This is a genomic window from Pseudomonas sp. PvP028 (assembly GCF_017832255.1).
Classification (GTDB): domain Bacteria; phylum Pseudomonadota; class Gammaproteobacteria; order Pseudomonadales; family Pseudomonadaceae; genus Aquipseudomonas; species Aquipseudomonas syringae.
In genome coordinates this window covers 1,562,601-1,581,146 of record NZ_JAFIBL010000001.1, presented here as the reverse complement: position 1 = coordinate 1,581,146, position 18,546 = coordinate 1,562,601, and the positions used below count along the sequence as shown (strand labels likewise).

The 18,546-nt window shown below is 53.3% G+C and carries 12 protein-coding genes; all 12 read left to right on the top strand.

The features are described 5' to 3' along the window. Window positions 1-10: 10 nt before the first annotated feature. The 12 genes from JOE34_RS07070 to JOE34_RS07015 all read left to right on the top strand — a co-directional run bounded on the left by JOE34_RS07070 (window position 11) and on the right by JOE34_RS07015 (window position 18,455). On the top strand, window positions 11-3,904 hold the full coding sequence (locus JOE34_RS07070; RefSeq protein ID WP_209995369.1) for a type VI secretion protein IcmF/TssM N-terminal domain-containing protein: 3,894 nt from the start codon (window positions 11-13) through the stop codon (window positions 3,902-3,904). 34 nt (window positions 3,905-3,938) lie between these two features. Further along, window positions 3,939-4,859 carry a type VI secretion system-associated protein TagF gene (tagF, locus tag JOE34_RS07065; RefSeq protein WP_024684252.1) on the top strand — a complete coding sequence of 307 codons (921 nt, stop codon included), beginning with the start codon at window positions 3,939-3,941 and terminating at the stop codon, window positions 4,857-4,859. Then, window positions 4,859-7,354, top strand: coding sequence for a type VI secretion system membrane subunit TssM (tssM, locus tag JOE34_RS07060; protein WP_010406246.1), 2,496 nt, complete (start codon window positions 4,859-4,861; stop codon window positions 7,352-7,354). The genes tagF and tssM overlap by 1 nt, the downstream gene beginning before the upstream one ends. Window positions 7,355-7,500: 146 nt before the next feature. Beyond that, entirely contained in the window at window positions 7,501-8,019 is a 519-nt protein-coding gene (locus JOE34_RS07055; RefSeq protein ID WP_005730234.1) for a type VI secretion system tube protein Hcp, read from the top strand. A gap of 104 nt (window positions 8,020-8,123) precedes the next feature. Further along, window positions 8,124-9,212 (top strand): type VI secretion system protein TssA, encoded by a 1,089-nt coding sequence (gene tssA, locus JOE34_RS07050; protein WP_209995367.1) that lies wholly within the window; start codon window positions 8,124-8,126, stop codon window positions 9,210-9,212. Window positions 9,213-9,245: 33 nt separating this feature from the next. Next, window positions 9,246-9,500, top strand: a complete 255-nt coding sequence (locus tag JOE34_RS07045; RefSeq protein ID WP_005730232.1) for a PAAR domain-containing protein — start codon at window positions 9,246-9,248, stop codon at window positions 9,498-9,500. A gap of 10 nt (window positions 9,501-9,510) precedes the next feature. Beyond that, the gene (locus JOE34_RS07040) at window positions 9,511-10,668 is read left to right on the top strand and encodes a hypothetical protein (protein ID WP_010406228.1); all 1,158 of its coding nucleotides are present in this window, start codon (window positions 9,511-9,513) and stop codon (window positions 10,666-10,668) included. After that, window positions 10,665-11,657, top strand: a complete 993-nt coding sequence (locus JOE34_RS07035; RefSeq protein ID WP_010406226.1) for a hypothetical protein — start codon at window positions 10,665-10,667, stop codon at window positions 11,655-11,657. The genes JOE34_RS07040 and JOE34_RS07035 overlap by 4 nt, the downstream gene beginning before the upstream one ends. Beyond that, window positions 11,641-12,507: a hypothetical protein gene (locus tag JOE34_RS07030; protein ID WP_010406223.1), complete on the top strand. Its 867-nt coding sequence runs from the start codon at window positions 11,641-11,643 to the stop codon at window positions 12,505-12,507. The genes JOE34_RS07035 and JOE34_RS07030 overlap by 17 nt, the downstream gene beginning before the upstream one ends. A 47-nt stretch (window positions 12,508-12,554) precedes the next feature. Continuing rightward, complete coding sequence (locus tag JOE34_RS07025; RefSeq protein ID WP_209995365.1) at window positions 12,555-15,446, top strand: type VI secretion system Vgr family protein; 2,892 nt, start codon at window positions 12,555-12,557, stop codon at window positions 15,444-15,446. Window positions 15,447-15,449: 3 nt separating this feature from the next. After that, complete coding sequence (locus JOE34_RS07020; protein WP_046266995.1) at window positions 15,450-17,417, top strand: phospholipase D-like domain-containing protein; 1,968 nt, start codon at window positions 15,450-15,452, stop codon at window positions 17,415-17,417. Window positions 17,418-17,489: 72 nt separating this feature from the next. Continuing rightward, the gene (locus tag JOE34_RS07015) at window positions 17,490-18,455 is read left to right on the top strand and encodes a DUF6396 domain-containing protein (RefSeq protein WP_163023621.1); all 966 of its coding nucleotides are present in this window, start codon (window positions 17,490-17,492) and stop codon (window positions 18,453-18,455) included. Window positions 18,456-18,546: the final 91 nt, after the last annotated feature.

The following is an 18,546-nucleotide window of genomic DNA, read 5'->3' as shown; positions in this document are numbered from 1 at the left end:
TCAGGAAGACATGAAAGCATTATTGCGTTGTTTAAAAAATTTCTGGTTTGCACTGGCACTCCTGTGGACAGTCGGTTTGCTCGCCTGCTGGCTGGCACTCCCGCGCTGGAATTTCACGCGGGAAAACATTTACGTGGCCATGGCGCTGATCAGTGCCTTCTGCCTGCTGCTTATTGTGCTGCGTCAGTACCGCAGAATTCGCGCCGAACAGAACATCGAAAGCCTGGTGCAACTGGAGGTAGACCGGTCGTTAGGGGCCGAGGGCGAGTTTCGTGACCAACACGTACTGCGCGAGCGCCTCAAACACGCTATATCGATGCTGCGCTCATCGCGCTCTGCGGGCGGCGGCGGAGCATCTGCGCTTTCTGATCTGCCATGGTATCTGGTCGTCGGCATGTCAGCATCGGGCAAGACCTCGCTACTGACACGCTCAGGTCTGTCAGCGACCATTGCCGGAGCCCAGGCGAGCGGCATGGACAGCGGGACTCAGCACTGCGACTGGTATTTCAGTCCCGACGCAGTCTTGATTGATACTGCGGGCCGCTACTTGCGCGATGACCAGTCAGCCAGCGAGTTCGCCTCGTTCCTAAAGCTACTGCGCAAGCAACGCGCCAAACCCGCCGTTAACGGGTTGATTCTGGTGGTGAGCCTGCCAGAGATTGTCTCTGCTACCTTGGCCGAACGCGAAGCCCTGGCTGCCCGTCTGGTTTCTCGTATTGATGAATACAGCGAATGCCTGGGTGTTAACCCTCCGCTTTATCTGATGCTCAGCAAGACAGATCTGCTGCCAGGCTTCAACCAAGCCTTCGACGGCATGGACACTGCACAACGCCAGCAGCCTCTGGGCATGACGTTCGCCTTGTCGGATGTGCGCGCCAAAGGCCTGCGCGCCGTCATGGAAACCAAGTTTGCCCATTTGCTGGAGAGCGTGCGACACCACGTGGATACTCAGCTGATTATCGGGGGCAAAACCGCCAGCGCCGAGCTGCTGCAATTTCCCAATTACTTTGCCGAACTGTCGACCGTTATCTCTGGTTTTCTTGACCAGTTTGAACGCTCAGCGCAAGGGCATACGCCTCCTATCGTGCGAGGCGTCTATTTCACCAGCGCCCTGCAGACAGATGAGCAGTTGCCACCTGTCTATGAGGATGCTCTTGGAGATTACTACGCGCTTGAGCCCAAAGAGCATCCGATACACAGCGATATACGTAGAAAGATAGGCGACAAGAGCTACTTTATTACTGAGACATTTCGTCAGGTAGTGTTCCCGGATCGCAATCTGAGCCTTTACTACTCACGCCTGGGCCGCACACGATCCTTGACCCCTGCATTGATCGCGTTAGCGGCTTTGGCAGGTATAGGCTTGATCGCGTGGGAGGCGGTTTCTTATAACAAAAACCGTGAAATGCTGGCGGGCATCGCAAACGAATTGACACAGCTTGAGACTGCAGCCGATCGGTCAGATCGGCTGCGCTCGGGACAGGCGATGGAAACATTGCGTGTTTACCTTAGCGAGTTCGAAGGATACGGCAATCACGGCGTACCCTTCGCGTTGGGCGCAGGCCTGTACAGCGGCGATGATCTGCTGATCCCGCTGCGTGAGGCGTACCTGCAGCAGCTACGTACCCAAGCGCTGGAGCCCATCGGCAAGTACTTGCAGGTGCAACTGCGCGAGCTTAACCAGTTTGCTCAGACGGTGGATCGGAGCCCACTGGCGCCTACCGATAAACGTCGCTCGGCCAAGTCCCCGTTAAAAAAACCGGCAAAAACACCGAGCATCAGCGCGTTGAAAGCGACTGTCAGCCTTCCGCGTAACAGCGCAGATCTGACCGGACAGTTACGCTCGGGCGTCAACGAGGCAGGTGAAGCCGGGCGTCGCAGAACGCTGGATGCTCTTCGCGATAACGCCAAGTCCGAATCAACTACGGATCTTGCCGAAGACACCGCACTGACTGCCGGGTTGTCACTGTCGGAAGACAGCCTCAGCCGGCTGACAGAGCAACAAGTGTCTTCAGTGATCAAGGCTTACAGCGCACTTAAGCTGTACTTGATTCTGTCGCGTCCGGATGAACACCGCGATGCCGAATTCGTTGCTGATGAACTTCCTCAAGCCTGGGCACTGGCGGCGCAGGCAGAGGGCCAGGAGATCAGTCCAGCACTGATTGAAGCCAATACCGCGATGTACGTGCGCTACCTGCAACAAGGTACCGCGCCAGCGCTGCGACGTAATGAGCAACTGGTCAACGACACACGGCAGAGCCTGCGTTCCTTCATGATCGCCAGTTCTCTGGTTGATCGTGAGTATCTGCGCCTTCAGCTGGAGTCGAGCCGTCAGTTCCCGTCGCTTACGCTATCGGACATGGTGCCCACAGCCGGACGTGATCAGTTATTTTCGGCGGAAGCAGTACCTGCCATTTACACCCGACAAGGTTGGGAAGAGTTTCTGCAGCCCGAACTGATCAAGTTGCTGTCAGGCAACCTGCGCAACGACAGTGACTGGGTACTCGATAGCGAAGGCAGCAATGGCATGGTTCAGAAAGCCAACTTCGTGCGTGAGCTGATGGCTCGCTACAAAGCCGACTACGCAGATGCCTGGTTCAGGATGCTCAGAGGCGTAGGTGTGCGTCATTTCACCGACATGGCCAATGCTACCGAGCGTTTATCAGTGCTTAGCGACGTGCAGAACTCTCCCGTCAAGAGTCTATTGCACGCCGTGAACCAGAACACGTCGTGGGACTTGCCCAAAGTCAACTCTGCGGCGTCTCCGAATAAAGCGGACGACGGGTTCTGGAGCGGCATCAAAGGCACCTTCAGTACCCAGAGCGAGCAATCCGAAAGCCTGGTAGTGACATTGCCACGTGTCGACGATGGGAGTCTGGCAAAACGCTTCGAACCCGTCGCACGCCTGTTCGCAACGCAAAATGCAGAGGGCGCGGACAGCACGGTGATGGATCGATATCTGGCAGCGTTACGCAAGCTCAAAGTGCGTTTGACCAATATTCAGCGATCGCAGGATGTCGGCAAGAACAGCAAGCTATTGATCAGCGAAACACTGGAAGGACAGCCGTCCGAAGTTACACAGGTACGCAACTACATCGAGACCAGCGTCGATACCAGCGAAGGAGGCCTGTCGAACTCCTTGCAACGCCTGTTCAACTCGCCACTGCAGTTTGCCTGGGAAACACTTCGCGACCCGGCTGGCCAACAGATCGCAAAAGCATGGTCGCAGGATGTCGCCCGCCCCTGGAAACAGGTCATGGCTTACCGGTACCCCATTGTGGCTGGCAGTGAAAACGAGGCATCAGTCAAGGATTTGCAGCGTTTCGTCGATCCTGAAACAGGTTTGCTGCCCGCGTTCAAACGCAACGAAATCGGCAACCTCGCCGGCGGCGAAGGATTGGGCATGGGTACAGGCGGCAACGCTGCGCCTCTGGTCAATACACGCATGATTGACAGCATCGACAAGGCCAGCTCGGTAGGACAGGTCATCGCCAGTTTGTCTGATCGTGAAAACGGCTTCGAAATCATGCTGGAGCCATCGGCTCGTTACACGGACATCATTTTCACGCTCGACGGACAGGAACAGCATTATCGAAACGGTCGTACCAGTTGGAACCGGTTCTCCTGGCCGGGTACCTCCAACGCACCGGGGGCACGTCTGGATGTAGTGACTCTGGAAGGCCAACGCATCACTGTTTTCGACTACCCGGGCCGTTGGGGCTTGCTGAAGATGAACGACAGTGCTCGCGTCACCGATCTGGACACGGTTCAGCAACGTTTCAGCTGGCAGTCGGCCGCCGGGCCGGTAAGCCTGGTCGTTCGTAACTATGGCGGCGTCAAAATGACTGACCTGGCACAGGTCAAATCATTGAGCGTGCTTAACGACCCTGGGCAGAAAAACTGATTATGGCAAGCCATCACAGAGGGGGCACAGGCTGATGATCGGATGTTTTGGCAAAGTGCCCGCGAGTGCCGACTTCGTCAGTTTGAACGGAGCCATGCCTGAGGTATGTGAGTTCGATCTGTGGCTACAAAACAGTCTGGGACGCATGCAGACGCGTGAGGATTGGCGGGAATTGTTTGATGAGTTGCCCGTGTGTTTTTTCTCATACCGCAGTCGCAATGGACAGTGGCTGCTGGGTGGATTCATAAGCTCGCGGGACGCCAGCGGCAGACGTTATCCATTTATGGTATTTCAAAGCATAAAGGTGGATCCCAGCGACCCGTTCATCAATCCGCACACGTTGTGCGAGTTGTTCGCCGGGCAGATAAAACCGCTTCTCATGCAGGCCGCGCAGGGAACGGACATAGAACAGATTTTTGCTCGACTCAGAACCATGCGTTTGTGGACCGCCAAGGATCTGGATCTCTATCGACGTGTGCATGACAAGTTTCTTATGGACTTTAACCTGCGTGATGTGTCGCGGCCACTGCGACACAGCTATCCGGAGTTCGGTACCCAGTCGGGGCTGGCCAGCCTTTACAAATTGCGCAAGGCCATGAGGAACAATGAGCCGCCCGCAATAAGCCTGCCTCTGCCAGCAGAAAGCGGCCTGAAGCGCCCCATGGCTGACTTATGGTGCACATTGCTGTCACGTCTGCGCGGCAAAACGGGCATGCCGGATGTCAGCGTGCTGGTAGACAGCTTTATGCGACCGGGACTGCTGTGCTTTCCGTCGCGTGGAAACAGTGAAATGTATCGGATGTTGACCGGTATCGCTGCACCCGAGGACCGCTACAACCTGCTGGATCCTTTACCGGAGCCCGCGTCTGCCGCCTCGCTTGTGTTGCCTGCCGATCACCTTGCATTGAACGACTTTATTGAGCGCTTTACAGACGCTCGGGATGAACAGTATTGATGAACAGGCTCAAATATTACTTTCTCAAGTACCAGCCATATGTTCTGGGGATTGCGTTCTTCCTGGCCATCTTCCTGGTGTGGTCGCTCGGTGTAGCGATGGGGTTTTCCTCCCTTCACAGCCTGCTGGCCGGGATAGGAGTGTTTCTGTTGCTATCGGCTGGTTATGTCCTTTTCATGGGACGAAGCCACGCACCGCGCCACGACCTTGAAGCGCTTCTACGTGATGACGCCGATCAGGCCGTGTTGAATTCCAGCCCGCAGGATCGCGAGGAAGTCAGCCTGCTACGCGAGCGCCTGCTGCAAAGCATCGAGCGCCTGCAGGGCAATTCAGGGAAGAACGCATCCAGTAAGGACGCACTCTATGCCCTGCCCTGGTACCTGGTAATCGGCCAGCCCGCGTCCGGCAAAAGCACCATGCTGTATCAGTCCGGATTGAATTTTCCCTATGCGGAGCGCGAAGGCGCACGCGTCGCAGGACTAGGCGGCACTCGCAACTGTGACTGGTTTTTCAGTTCTGAAGCAGTGTTACTGGACACTGCCGGCCGCTATATGGATAACCAGGAAGAGGCTGGCAAATGGCGTGCGTTTTTAAGTCTGCTTCGACAACACAGGCAACGACGCCCGCTGAACGGCCTGATCGTCGCAGTGAGTGTAGAGGATGTTCTGAAGTCAACGCCCGACAGCCTCGAACGTCTTGCCAAGCGCCTGCGCGAACGCATTCAGGAAGCGCACGATCTGCTTGAGCTGCGCCTGCCTATCTATCTGGTGTTCACCAAATGCGACCTGATACCAGGCTTCACTCACTTCTATCGCCAGCTCGATAACCAGACTCGTGGCGAAGTAATGGGCAAGACATTTGCTCACGAAGGTTTCAGGCAGTCCGATTGGGGTAAGCGCTTCACTGCGGCAATGGGCGAATTGGTAGACCATTGGCAGCAAATTGCCGATCAGCAATTGGTGCAACAGGACATTCAGCTGACCAGACAGGACCCGGCGGCGTATCGCTTCCCTCTGGAACTGACAGCGCTCAAACCATTGCTTGAGACTTTTGTTACCGACTTGCTCAGAGCGAACCCGTATCAGAGTGCCGAGCTGCTCCGCGGCTTCTATTTCACCAGTGCACTCGACGCTGATAAAGCTACGCAGGGATTGTATGCACAGCATGTCACCGAGCGCTTTGCGCTGGCTGACTCGTCAGCCGAACTACCGGTTACCGGGCAGACGCAGCCGATGTTTATCAATAGCCTTTTTCAGAAGGTCATTATCCCTGATCAACATCTTGTGGCGCTGTACACCAGCAATCGCAGCGAAACCCGGCGCAAAAATATATGGATCGGCACAGCCGCATTGGCAGGCTTGCTGCTTTGTGTAGGCTGGGCCGTTTCGTACAGCAATAACAAAGCAGCCATCCAGGCAATTTCCGGCGGGCTGGCCGTAGCACAGCAAAAAGACGAACACACCAGCGGCCAATACACCCAATGGCAGACTCTGGATCAACTGCGGCAGACTTCAGCAGATCTTTATACTCGTCACCACGGTGGCGGCGTACCGCTGAGCATGCGTCTGGGGTTGTACAAGGGTTATGACGTGGAGCCCTATGTACGTCAGCGCTATTTCGCACGTCTTGAAAGCGTAATGCTCAAACCGACTGCCGATAACCTGACCCGCTCGTTGTACCTGTTGAGCAGTATCAAGATATACCAGCGCAATGCGCCGACGCTTACAACCGTGACAGGAATCGACAGCGTCGAGCCGCGCGCGCTCCCTGTGGATAACCGCGCGCAGTCAGTTGCGACCTTTGGCAAGACCACGCTGGACACCTACTTGATGCTGTCCAAGGCGCAACGTGAGCAAGCCGATCCTGCGGTATTAAAGGCTCGCATTCCTGATTATTGGTATCCGGCGATCTACAAGCAGGTTCAACGCGATACAAACGTGTCAGCTCAAGCTGCTGGCGAGGTCGATGACTATCAGTTTGCCGGGCGTCAGATAGCATTCTATAGCGATCAGATCCGTGAACTTGACGTACCACGCATTCTCAACAATGCATTCTTGATCTCCAGCTCGCGCAATTACATAAATAGCCTGCTCTCACAGTCGTTGCGCGCTATCGAAACCATCACGCTGGAGTCCGACACCCTGTTTGCGTTTGGCCGCGCGGACTTTCAAAGCCTTGAGCTTGCCGGACAACGCCAGTTAAGCGCCATCGCCGGGAAACTGCTGAACACACCGAACGTGGGCAAGATCGTGATCACTGGCCACGCAGACCAGATTGGCGATGCGCAGAGCAACCTGCAGGTATCCAGACAGCGCGCGCAAACCATCAAAACCTACCTGGTAGGTAAAGGCTTGCCGAGCGAACTGGTCGACGCGGTCGGCGAAGGCAGCAATAAACCACTGGTGCATTGCGACATGCAGATGCCACGCGCCGAGCTCATCCACTGCCTCGAGCCCAACAGACGAGTCGAAATCGAGGTGCGTGCGCTTAACTGAGCCGCCCCCGAGGTAAAACGATCGCCATGTGTGTGCCTGCTTCGGCATGCATGGCTTTAGAACGGCCCAGCCATTATGTGGCAGGGTCAAACACAGGGCGATCCAACTTGTGGATCAATGAAAGCCCTTTTAAGGAGAAATGAAAAATGGCATTTGACGCATTCCTCAAAATTGACGGTATCCCGGGTGAAAGTCTGGACGACAAGTTCAAGGACTGGATCGAAATCCTGAGCTACACGCACGGCGCTACACAGGCGACTTCGGCGACTGCCAGTTCGTCTGGGGGCGCATCTTCCGAGCGCGTTAACCTGAGCGACTTCACGGTTATCAAGTATGTCGACAAGGCTTCTCCCAAAGCCTTCGAGTCATGCTGCAAAGGCCAGCACATCAAGGAAGTTGTCCTCAACCTTAACCGTGCCGGCGGCGACAAGCTGACCTACATGACCATCACACTGGAAGAAGTGGTCATCTCTTCTGTCACCTTCCTGGGCAACATGCCTGTGGCTGGCGAAACCAAGGCGGAGAGCGATCTGCCATTGGAAGAGATCAAGTTCAACTTCTCCCGCATCAAGATCGCCTACACCCAGCAGAAGCGTTCCGATGGCGCAGGCGGCGGTAAAGTTGCAGGCGGCTGGGACCGCTCGTTGAACAAGGTCTACTCCTGAGTAAGGCCTCGGGCGACTGAAGTTGTTCGGCCGCTCAATCGAGGGTCCCGCGCCTGCAAGGGCGCGGTGGCCTTCTCTTTTCACCTTTGAATGCAGAGCCGTCCATGTCTGACATCCTCGAAGACCTTTCGCTGGCCACATTGCGTACACCCATTCAGGGTGGCGCGGGCGAAGACCTGAGTTTTTCCAGCCTGTTCGATCAGATCAAGGAGGCACGCCGCGCCGATGTCGACTATCTGACTCAGGGCGACTGGCAAACCGATCTGAAACAGGCCGACTGGGAACAGGTTGTGCAACTGGCCAGCGCCGGGATTGCAGAACAGAGCAAAGACTTGATGCTGGTCGCATGGCTAGGTGAAGGTCTGGCGCACAAATATCATTTCCGCGGTATCCGTTTCGCGCTGGCAGTGGCTCAAGCCATGCTGGAAGATTTCTGGGACACCCTGTTCCCTTCTCTGGAAGCCGGCACCGAAGAGCGTTCTGCTCGCTTGGGGTGGTTGAATACAACCTTGGCCGAAGTGGTCCGTACGTTACCGATTACCCAGGGACAGGGCTACAGCCTGTTCAAATATGATGAATCTCGACAAGTTGAAAACCTGGCTCGACAGAACTCGTCGGCAATGAACCAGGCTCTCGAAGAAGGCAAGATCAACGCTGAATTGTTCCAGCGCTCGGTAGTACTCACCGACACCGATCACCTGAACCGCAAATACGCGGAAATGAGTGAATGCCTGGTTGCATGCAAACAGCTGCAGTCAACCATCGATAGCGTCTTCGAACGCGATATACCCAGTTTTCTTGCCCTCAACGATGTACTCACTCACGCTCGACAGCTTGTTGAGCGACTGCTCAAGGAGCGCGGTGTCGAACTCGTGACACCGGCAAGCCAGTCAAAAGAAGACGTTGCAGATGAGCCCGTCAAAGAACGACCAGCGGCACGCGACGACATTCCTGCAGCCAACGCCCCTATGCGCACCGTGCCACTGACCCGTGACGAAGCGTTTGCCTTGTTGCAAGGCGTCGCACAATTCTTCAAACAGACAGAACCCCACAGCCCGGTGCCCTACCTGGTAGAGCGAGCAATCAAATGGGGAAATATGCCGCTGGAAAGCTGGCTGAGCGATGTGATCAAGGACGGTAGCGTCGTCGATGGCATTCGCGATCTGCTGGGCACTCTGCCGCAGCGCGATTAAAAGCTCTGACAGCCAACCACAAGGAGTATCAACATGCGCCCGATCATTTTGCTGAACGATCCGACCGACAGGGCCGGGGTTGTTGTCGAAGGATCTCCGACCACTCTGGTCAATGGTCGACTGGTGGCCAGAGTCGGCGATAAAGTCATGTGCCCGCATGGGGTCTGTGCAATCGCGACAGGTGACACGTCAACGTTGGTAGATGGCCGGCCGGTTGCCCGCCATGGCGACAAGACTGCGTGTGGCTCCAGTCTCATCGCCACCAACAGTGACTGTGGCATATTTTAAGGACGACAGCATGTTGAAGCCCTATGGCCAAGGTCATCGCTCTTTATGGGATGTCATTGGTGAGCGACGCGAACAGGAACAACGTCAGGCTACTCCGGCACGTCAGCCAGCAGACTATGACCTCACACGCGTCAAAATTGACAACGCCTGGCTGTGGCTGCCGAACCTCGAACCTGCTCAAGCTGCGTCAGGGACATGGCTTGGAGCCGTTAACGGAGATTTTGAACACGATCCCAGATTGGTCAGTCCATCGGGCCACCGTTATAACCTGCGTCGCATTCGCCTGCCCCAGCACAAACCGGAAATCGATACGTTGCCACGTACGCTTCAACTGCTTGAGGCCATGCTCGCACAATGGGCTGATTTCGCAGCCAGCGTCGATTGGGAAAACACGAAGGTAGTACTGTTTGCGCCGTCGGGCATCGCCCCATCAGCATGGGAGAATCATGCTTTGCCGATCTGGCCGTTTGATTACCTCCCCGGCGAGGGCTTCGACACTCCTTCGCTGAACTTTGATGAATGGTTGCCCTGGGCGCTTCAAAACGATACGGAAGCGTCTTGCCTGCTGTGCGTCAGCATAGACACCTGGGCAACAAAAGACCGGGCTGGCGCTCTGCCCAGCGACGCCATGGTCGGTGAAAGCATCTCGATCGTGCACCTGCGGCGTGTAGACCACGCCAACCCCGACGAGGAAAATACCTGGCAACTCTATCCAGCCATGACCCGCGAACACTCTCCGCGTGCATCGCAGCCAAGGCAAAGCAGCGCCGATCTGCAACAGCTGGCAGAGGCCCTTTGCGAGCAGAGGGGTATTCAACCGAACGACATCCAGGCACTCGTCATCGACGGTCATCTTCATGACAGACGTCTAGAGCAGCTCTCTCATTACGCAAGTACCCAACTGCCAAACCTGGTGGTAGCGGAGCATGTCGCTGGGCAGGCATTACTGGCAGGCGAGCGAGGAAGGAGCGCGACTCAACTAACGTCACTCGCACTTGCTTTTCACGCAGGCAGGGCGAGGCAGGGATCGGTGCTGATATTTGATAGACACGCCTCTACTCAGACTCAAGCCTGGTTGCTGAGTACCGGCAAGACGATTGCGCAAGCTGGCGATGAGGTAGCCGAACACCGCGGGCTTGAACACGACGGACAGAGCAAAGACTCATGAAGGAAAATTTTGATTTCAATCCAAAATCCTGCTCGATCAATGATCTGAATCCGGGCTGTGTCGAAATGTGGACACTTGGCCAGCAAGTGGCTATCAGGCGCTTGTGCGTGAAGACCCGCGCCGAATACAAGCAACCGGCCAGGTATGAGCTGCTCAAGGACTTCAGTACGCGGGCTGCGCGTATCGCAGGCAATTACGCACGTATTTACCTGGAGCAAGAGCACAACGGCCAGCCCGAACAAAAAGGACGGTTTTACTGGACAGGGTTAGCGGCGTTTGCAAGCAAACAGGTCATGTGTGCATTGGATTATTCCAGTAACACAAAGATGCGCTATTTGCCACCCGCCGTACCGCCCTTGGAGATTACCAAGATATTTTTGGGCAAGGGAAACTTCTGGTTATTCCAGGACATCTTCGTCTGGCACTGGTTTTATATTAATTATCCACAGCAGTTCAATGAGTGCATAAAGACTCGGGACTTCAGTACGTATGACCCACGATTCAAGCAAAGCTTTGCGCAACTGCCATGGATTGATGATGCACTGCCCAAAATAAACAACCTGAAGGTAACTGATTATCTGGTAAGCGGCTTCAAGTTGATATCGGCTGTAGAGAAGGAGCCGGCAGGTACACTGCGTGAAAAATACAAATTTCAGTCCCTCCTGGCAATTGCCAAACATGAACAACTGATGATATTGCAACCGTTGATATACGAGGATAAAAGCTTCAGGGCACTGTTGTACATGCAAACGTGGGTTGAGGGGTACGGGGATGTTCCGCGCCGACTGGCGTCCCTGAGTGTTGAATGCGATACAGGCGACCCGGAGCAGGATGTCATCATGTCCGATGGCGAGCTGTACGACGCCGAGGACAGAATGATCTTTATTACAACAATTGCCTCTACGTATCATCGGAGAATGCAAAGAAAAAATGTTGAGATGGAAAAGGCAATTGTGACGATAGGGACGTGGAATGAACGCACTACTTAAATATATGATAGCGGCTTTCATACTGCTGACCGGTTGTGAGGATTCGGATATGAATACAAAAAATCGTGAGATCGAACTCTCTCTTGGAGTATCAATTGATACTGTCTTGGCTTCAACATCTGTAAAGCTGCGAAAAGACTGCGATGATACGATGTGTCTCTACCAATTTATAGTGCCGTCAAAATCCTCTGAACTGATCACTGTAAAGGTACGCTCAGCATCCACCATATTAGCGATTGAGAACGTTAGTTCAACCACTATCGTCACCAATCCCCTAGGGCTTATTACAGATATAGACGTGTATGTAGCAGGAGTATCAGCCCATGCGAAACATGAAGACGCAATGGCGTACTTTTATCAACAAGTACAGAATCTAGACGCTGCGGGATGGCAGCGTTACATTTTCCCTAATGAAGCGAGAATACCCGGTACAGAAGCCGGCAAATTTACCGACTTAAATGAAGTACTAGGTAAAAATGTTGGTACAGGTCCCTGGATGGACCCAAATCTCAAGCTTACGAAGCAGGTATGGGTCTCATTGCCTATGATCAACACGTGGATGTTCTACAGCGGTCACGAGTATCTTGATCTGATGGTACAGCGCGAGAACAGCAAAGACGACCCGCAGAACCGTGGATCTTACTTGTTTACATGGACGTTCAAATCAGAAAGTGAGTTCTACGCCGAATTCGTGAGAGGCGAAGATCGCGCACGCTGGAGAGAACTTCTGCCTGCCGAATTAACCCGAATGGGGAAAGAGCGGCAGAAGACAGAGGCGCAACTGAAAAAAATGGGCATAAAGATCGATGAAAACTATAAAGATGCCAAACCTCCCGTAGAAGCGGGTTAAACCAAAGATACGTCGCAAACCGATTCAAGCGGTAAAGGAGTTACACCATGGATCTGACATTCGGTACCGCCCTCAGCCAGAGCGGACGCCTGCTGCAACTCACCACGCCGCTGGGCGAGCATCAGCTTCAGGCCCTGCGCATGCACGGGGTCGAGCGCATCGGCCGCGTGCCACGTTACACCCTCGACGTGGTGGTGCAGGACACCGAATACGATCCTGAAAAACTCATCGGCCAACCCGTCAGCCTGGCCATCCTCTGCGATGACGGTTCTCCCGCACAGCGCCACGGGCTTGTAGAGAGTGTGCGCTACTTGGGCAATGACGGCGGTCTGCATGACTGGCAACTGGTCTTCGCGCCCTGGTTCAGCCTGCTCGAATACCGCCTCGACTGCCGCATCTGGCAGGACAAAAACCTGCCGGCGATCCTTGAAGCCGTTTTCTCGATGTACGAGCAGGCCAAAGGCAATTACCGCCTGGACCTGCGTCGTGAATACGCACCGCTGTCCTATGTCACTCAGTTCAACGAGAGCGACGCCAACTTCGTGCAGCGCTGGTGCGAGCAGGAAGGTCTTTTCTGGTACGTCGAACACACCGCTGACAAGCACTGCATCGTGTTTACCGATACCGTCGATACCCTCCCCGCGTTGGCACCGCAGAGCATTCGCTTTCACACCCAAAACGCCACCGAGAAACAGGACGGCATTACCCAGTGGAGCAGCGGTTCGCAGTTGCTCAGCGGCAAGCTGCATTGGCGCAGTGTCGATTACCTGGCCCACGGCCAGCCACGCGAAACCGTGATGCCTGCCCTACAGGCCGCTTCGGCCCCGCAGGCGCTGGAGCGTTACGAGTATCAGGGCCAGTACGGCTGGCAGAAGCAGGACCGCGGCGAGTGGCTGAGCCGCGTACAGATCGAACAGCGTGAATCCCAGGCACGTCGTGTGCAAGGTCAAAGCGGCGTGCGGCAGATGGAAGCCGGGCGCTGGTTTGAGCTGACCCAGCATCCGCTGTACGAGCGCAAGGCAGCCGAGGAGCGTCAGTTTTTGCTGATCGAAGTCGAGATGTTCGCCGAGAGCAATTTGCCACTGGCCAAGGAGAGACGCGAAGTGCCGGGGAGCCTGGCGGCGCTGTTCAGATCTGTTCGTCCTGAGCCATCAGCGCTGACCGGTGTGGCCGATTCACTGGGCGTGGGCAGCCACGGTTTCTTCCTCAATCGCTTTGAAGGCCAGTTGCACAGTGTGCCGTTCCGCAGCCCGGCCGAGCATTTCAAGCCTAATAATCCCGGCCCGCAGACCGCCGTGGTGGTCACGCCCAACGGTCATGAGGTGTTTACCGACACTCTGAACCGGGTATGCGTACGCTTCCACTGGGACCGGCTTTCCCAAGAGGGCGAACTGGGTTCCTGCTGGCTGCGCATGATGCAACCGAGCAGCGGACCGGACTGGGGCAGTGTGCACGTGCCGCGTGCCGGTGAAGAGGTGGTCATCACTTTTCTGGACAATGATATTGATCGGCCACTGGTGATGGGGCAAGTCTACGGCGGCCACAAACCCGCCTGGCACTCCAGCGGCTTGATGGCCGGTTACAAGAGCAAGGAAGTCGGCGGAGGTGGTTTCAACCAGTGGGTGATGGACGACTCGACCGGCCAGGTCCGCACCCAGATCCACAGCAGCCACGGGCATACCCAGCTTAACCTTGGTTACCTGATCGACCAGCGCGGCAACAACCGCGGCGGTCTGCGTGGTACCGGGTTCGAACTGCGCACCGATGCTTACGGTGCCCTGCGCGCCCAGCAGGGTCTTTACCTCAGCACCTGGAAACGCAGCGGTGCCCAAGGCGCACAGATCGATGCCAGCGAAGCGCAGCAGCAACTGAAAAATAGCGAGCAACGCGTCAAGACCTTGTCCGACACGGCGCAACAGCACAACGCCCTGCCCATGCAGGAAGGCCTGGACAGCCTCACCCAGCTCAATAGCGATGCCGACGTGACCTACGGCAGTGACGACGGCAGCCCGAGCCAAGGCCCCGGTGAACAGCAACGCAACGGCGGCGATACCGCCTGGGCGATCCGCAGCGGCGGACGCGGCAAGACACCGGGTTACCAGCAACCTCTGCTGATCGCCTCCTCCCCTGCCGACATCGCCACCGCCACGCCGAAAAGCACCCACCTGCACAGCGGCAAGCACCTGACCCTGAGCACCGGCGAAGACGTCAGCATTGCTAGCGGCAAATCCCTGCTGGCCAGCGTCGCGCAAAGCATCAGCCTGTTTGCCCAGAATGCGGGAGCGAAGCTGTTTGCTGCAAAGGGCAAGATTGAGCTGCAGGCGCAAAGTGATGCGATGGAACTGACGGCGCAACAGAAGGTGATGATTACCTCAACCGCCGCAGGAATAGAAATCGCCGCACAGGAAGGCATCCTGCTTACCAGCGGTGGCGGCTACATCCGCATCAAGGACGGCAACATCGAGATCCATGCGCCGGGGACTATTGATGTCAAAGGGGCGAAGAAGACGTTTAGCGGGCCAGCACAGCTAAACCGTGACAATCCTGCATGGCCTGAATCCGCTGTAACCCAGCCTCTTTCGCTTTACGCTGGGCAAACCAATGCTGGAAGTTCAAGTGCATGGGTGGGCATGCCTTACAAACTGGTCGCTGGAGGAGCGGTAGTCAAGCAGGGGGTGATGGATAATACCGGGATTATAGATATTGATCACAATCCAACAATCACTGACTACCTTGTTGAGTTAGCAAATGGAATCACCTATAAAATACCTGTTGGAGGTCAATACAAGGGGAAAGGGAGCAACGCTGAACTTGCAAATAACGGGTTTCATCGTCATGAAAGCAATTCTCACCCAGACATCACTCAACCAGGTACTCGAAGCGACTTCAGGGAAAACTACGCCTCACTTAACAATCCGAAATCCGAACCGGAGGTTTAACAAATGACTTCATCTGACGCTATTACATCTCCGGTGGCGATGACTAAAAAATCATCTGCAAACTTAAACTTACCTTGGTTCTTACAGGATACTGAATATCACCCCGTTCCAGCTACATTTGAGCCTTTAGTAAATGGCGAGCGTGCATTTGGCGCACTCTATGATGCTATTATGCTGGCCACTGTAAGTATTGATTATATTTGCTGGGGATTTCAGCCTTCAATGTACTTCAAAAGAAATGGGAACACGGAAGACTTGTGCATAGGAGACTTGTTAATAAAAAAAGGAAATGAAGGCGTAAAAATCAGAATACTTTGCTGGTATGATAGCCTTCACTTGGCACAAACTCAAGAAAATCCGACACCCGGGAACAATGTAATTAGTAACTTAAAGAAAGGCAAACAGAATCGAAATGACGCTCAGGAAGAATATGATAAGCTCTGGTACGCCCAAGTCAAACAGCTTAACCAAAAGAGCAAGTCCCAAAATTTTCAAAAATTTGGGCCATTGGGATTACTAATACCTACTAAAAACGAAGATTCCTACTTAAAGAATATAGAATTTGCTACGCGTGACTTTAACACCAAAGATAGAGTGGAAATAATTTGGCAACTTGCAATGCATGGCACCGATAAAAACAGCACGACGAAAAACAAACTCCAAAGTACGACACTCATGACAGCGTGGCCCACACACCATCAAAAAATGGTATTAGTCGATTACGAAAAACCAAGCAGCGCAAAAGGTTTCGTAATGGGGCACAATACTCTTGATGCTTATTGGGACAATGATCATCATAGCTATGCTAGAATGCACGCACGTTTTGGCAGAAACGGCGCAACTCCAAGACAAGATATTTCAAGCAAAGTAACCGGCCCGATACTGGAGCACTTGAACCATAATTTTTGTGAGGCATGGCAAAGCCAAACAGATATTGATTTGCTGGCAAATAGAAAGGCATTGGCCAGCCAGCTATCAGTTGACCTTTCTGTAAAGCCGCCAATAATGGCACAGATCCTTCGAACTCAGAATCAGCACGGTGTCCATGACATAAAGAAGCTTTATCTGAAAGCATCTAATAATGTCACCAATTATATATATCTAGAAAATCAGTACTTTCGATGGGAGCCGCTTGCGAAAGCGATAAAAACGGCCGTGCAAAATCAAATAAAAGGAGGACGAAATCCGGACAAACACGGCTCGATTCATCTTTTCGTCGTAACAAACTCCAACGACGAAGGAATAGGGCCTGGTACTATGAATACCTACAGAATGCTTGATAGTCTGGGGCGTAAAGAATTGTTGCCCGCCGTCTCCAAACTCGAAAGAGATGAGGCGTTGGATCGTGAGCTAGAAACTGCAAAAGCCGAAGCAGCAAATGAGCGTCAATTGCTGACAGGACTAGATGACCCTAGAATAAAATCAAATATAAATCCGCAGCTTCTTGAAAAGTTAAAAAGAGAACGACGCGCTAAAGTTGACGCGGCACAAGAACGTCAAAAAGCGCTCGAATCTAAAATACCACTTGAAAAAAATAAAACTATACTTCCAATAGAAATACCGGGACTCAAGATTCATATTTGCACATTAGTAGCTCCTGACTCACCGCCAGAAAACTGGATGCCCGTATATATTCACAGCAAATTAGCAATAATTGATGACGTATTTACCACAATAGGCTCTGCAAATATAAATATTCGCAGTATGGAGGTGGATAGCGAATTGAATATTTGCCACGAGCACCCGGCCCTTTCCAAACAGCTAAGACAACAACTTTGGAACATCCATACAAATGGCATTGGCGCGCAAGACAACGCATCTGAAGCGTTTGAGAAATGGATGGACATAATTAGTGAAAACAGCAGTCGACTAAAGGCAAATAAACGTCCTTCGATAGAGAAAAAACAACAACCTTACACTTCACTGGTTGAATTTTATCGAGAAAGCCCCGCGCGCACCAATATGGATTGAACCATGTATAAACTAATCACCCACATCGCATATATAACTATACTCTATGTCATCACTACCGGACTGAATGCCATGCCTAGCAACTCAGAAAAAGAAACTATAGAAAAAAACCTTGCCTTCGAGTGCCATAAGGAAACAGACACTCTAGCAGTTGTCGACCCAGAGATAGATACTGTTTATAAGTATGGCTTACACCTTCAACTAAAAGAAGGTCCAAAAGACTTCAATGAGATTGCACGGTATTATCGAATAGCGGCTGCAAACGGGCACTACAAAGCAGCGACTAATCTGCAAGTGCTAATCTCGCAAGGGTTAACGCACTCTCCTAATGCGCAAAAAGAGACAATTGACTTAGTAGAAAAATTCATGGCCTTAGGTGCGCCTGGAGCCTACTACGACATGGCCCATTACCTTGAGGCGGGTTATGGCGTGGAGCAAGATTATGACAAAGCAAATGCGTACTTTCGTAAGGCAGCTGATTTAGGCAATCCCGACGCTCAGTTCTATGTGGCAAGTCTGCTTGGTCGAATTGAGGGAGGGCAAGATGTGATGGAACAAATGCAGCGATGCGCTGCATATCAAGGACATGCAAATGCAGCTCGAGAGCTGGCTGGTTACCTTCGTGTAGTAGGTAAGTATGACGAAGCAGTGCATTTTTACCAACTAGGTGTCAAATCAGGTGACTTAGCATCAGCTAGAAGGTTAGCAGAAGCATTTAAAGGGCCAACCTCAACAGAAAGCCTTTACTACATGCAGCTAACTAAAGATGAAGAACGCTCAAAGCGCTACTTGTCCATTGCTACTTTTCTAAGAAATAATGAATCATTAAACCCTAAGGTTCAAGATATCGATTCTATTGTGCCGCTTCCACAGGCTAAGCTTCCCGCATGGGATGGTACGTTCCAGTGGCAAAAAGAGCTTAATACAAAGGCAGCACCTGAGAAACCTCAAGATGCGCTATTGAAAAAATTAAGTAAGGATAAAAACTTAGACTTCACCACAGGCCTGCCTTTCACAACAACCGAAAATAAATTATGATCTGGCGCGGGGAAAAGCAATTGCGAGCCTCAGCAACTAAATACTTCAATCGATACAACATATTATGACTAGCGCGAAATAGCATTTAACA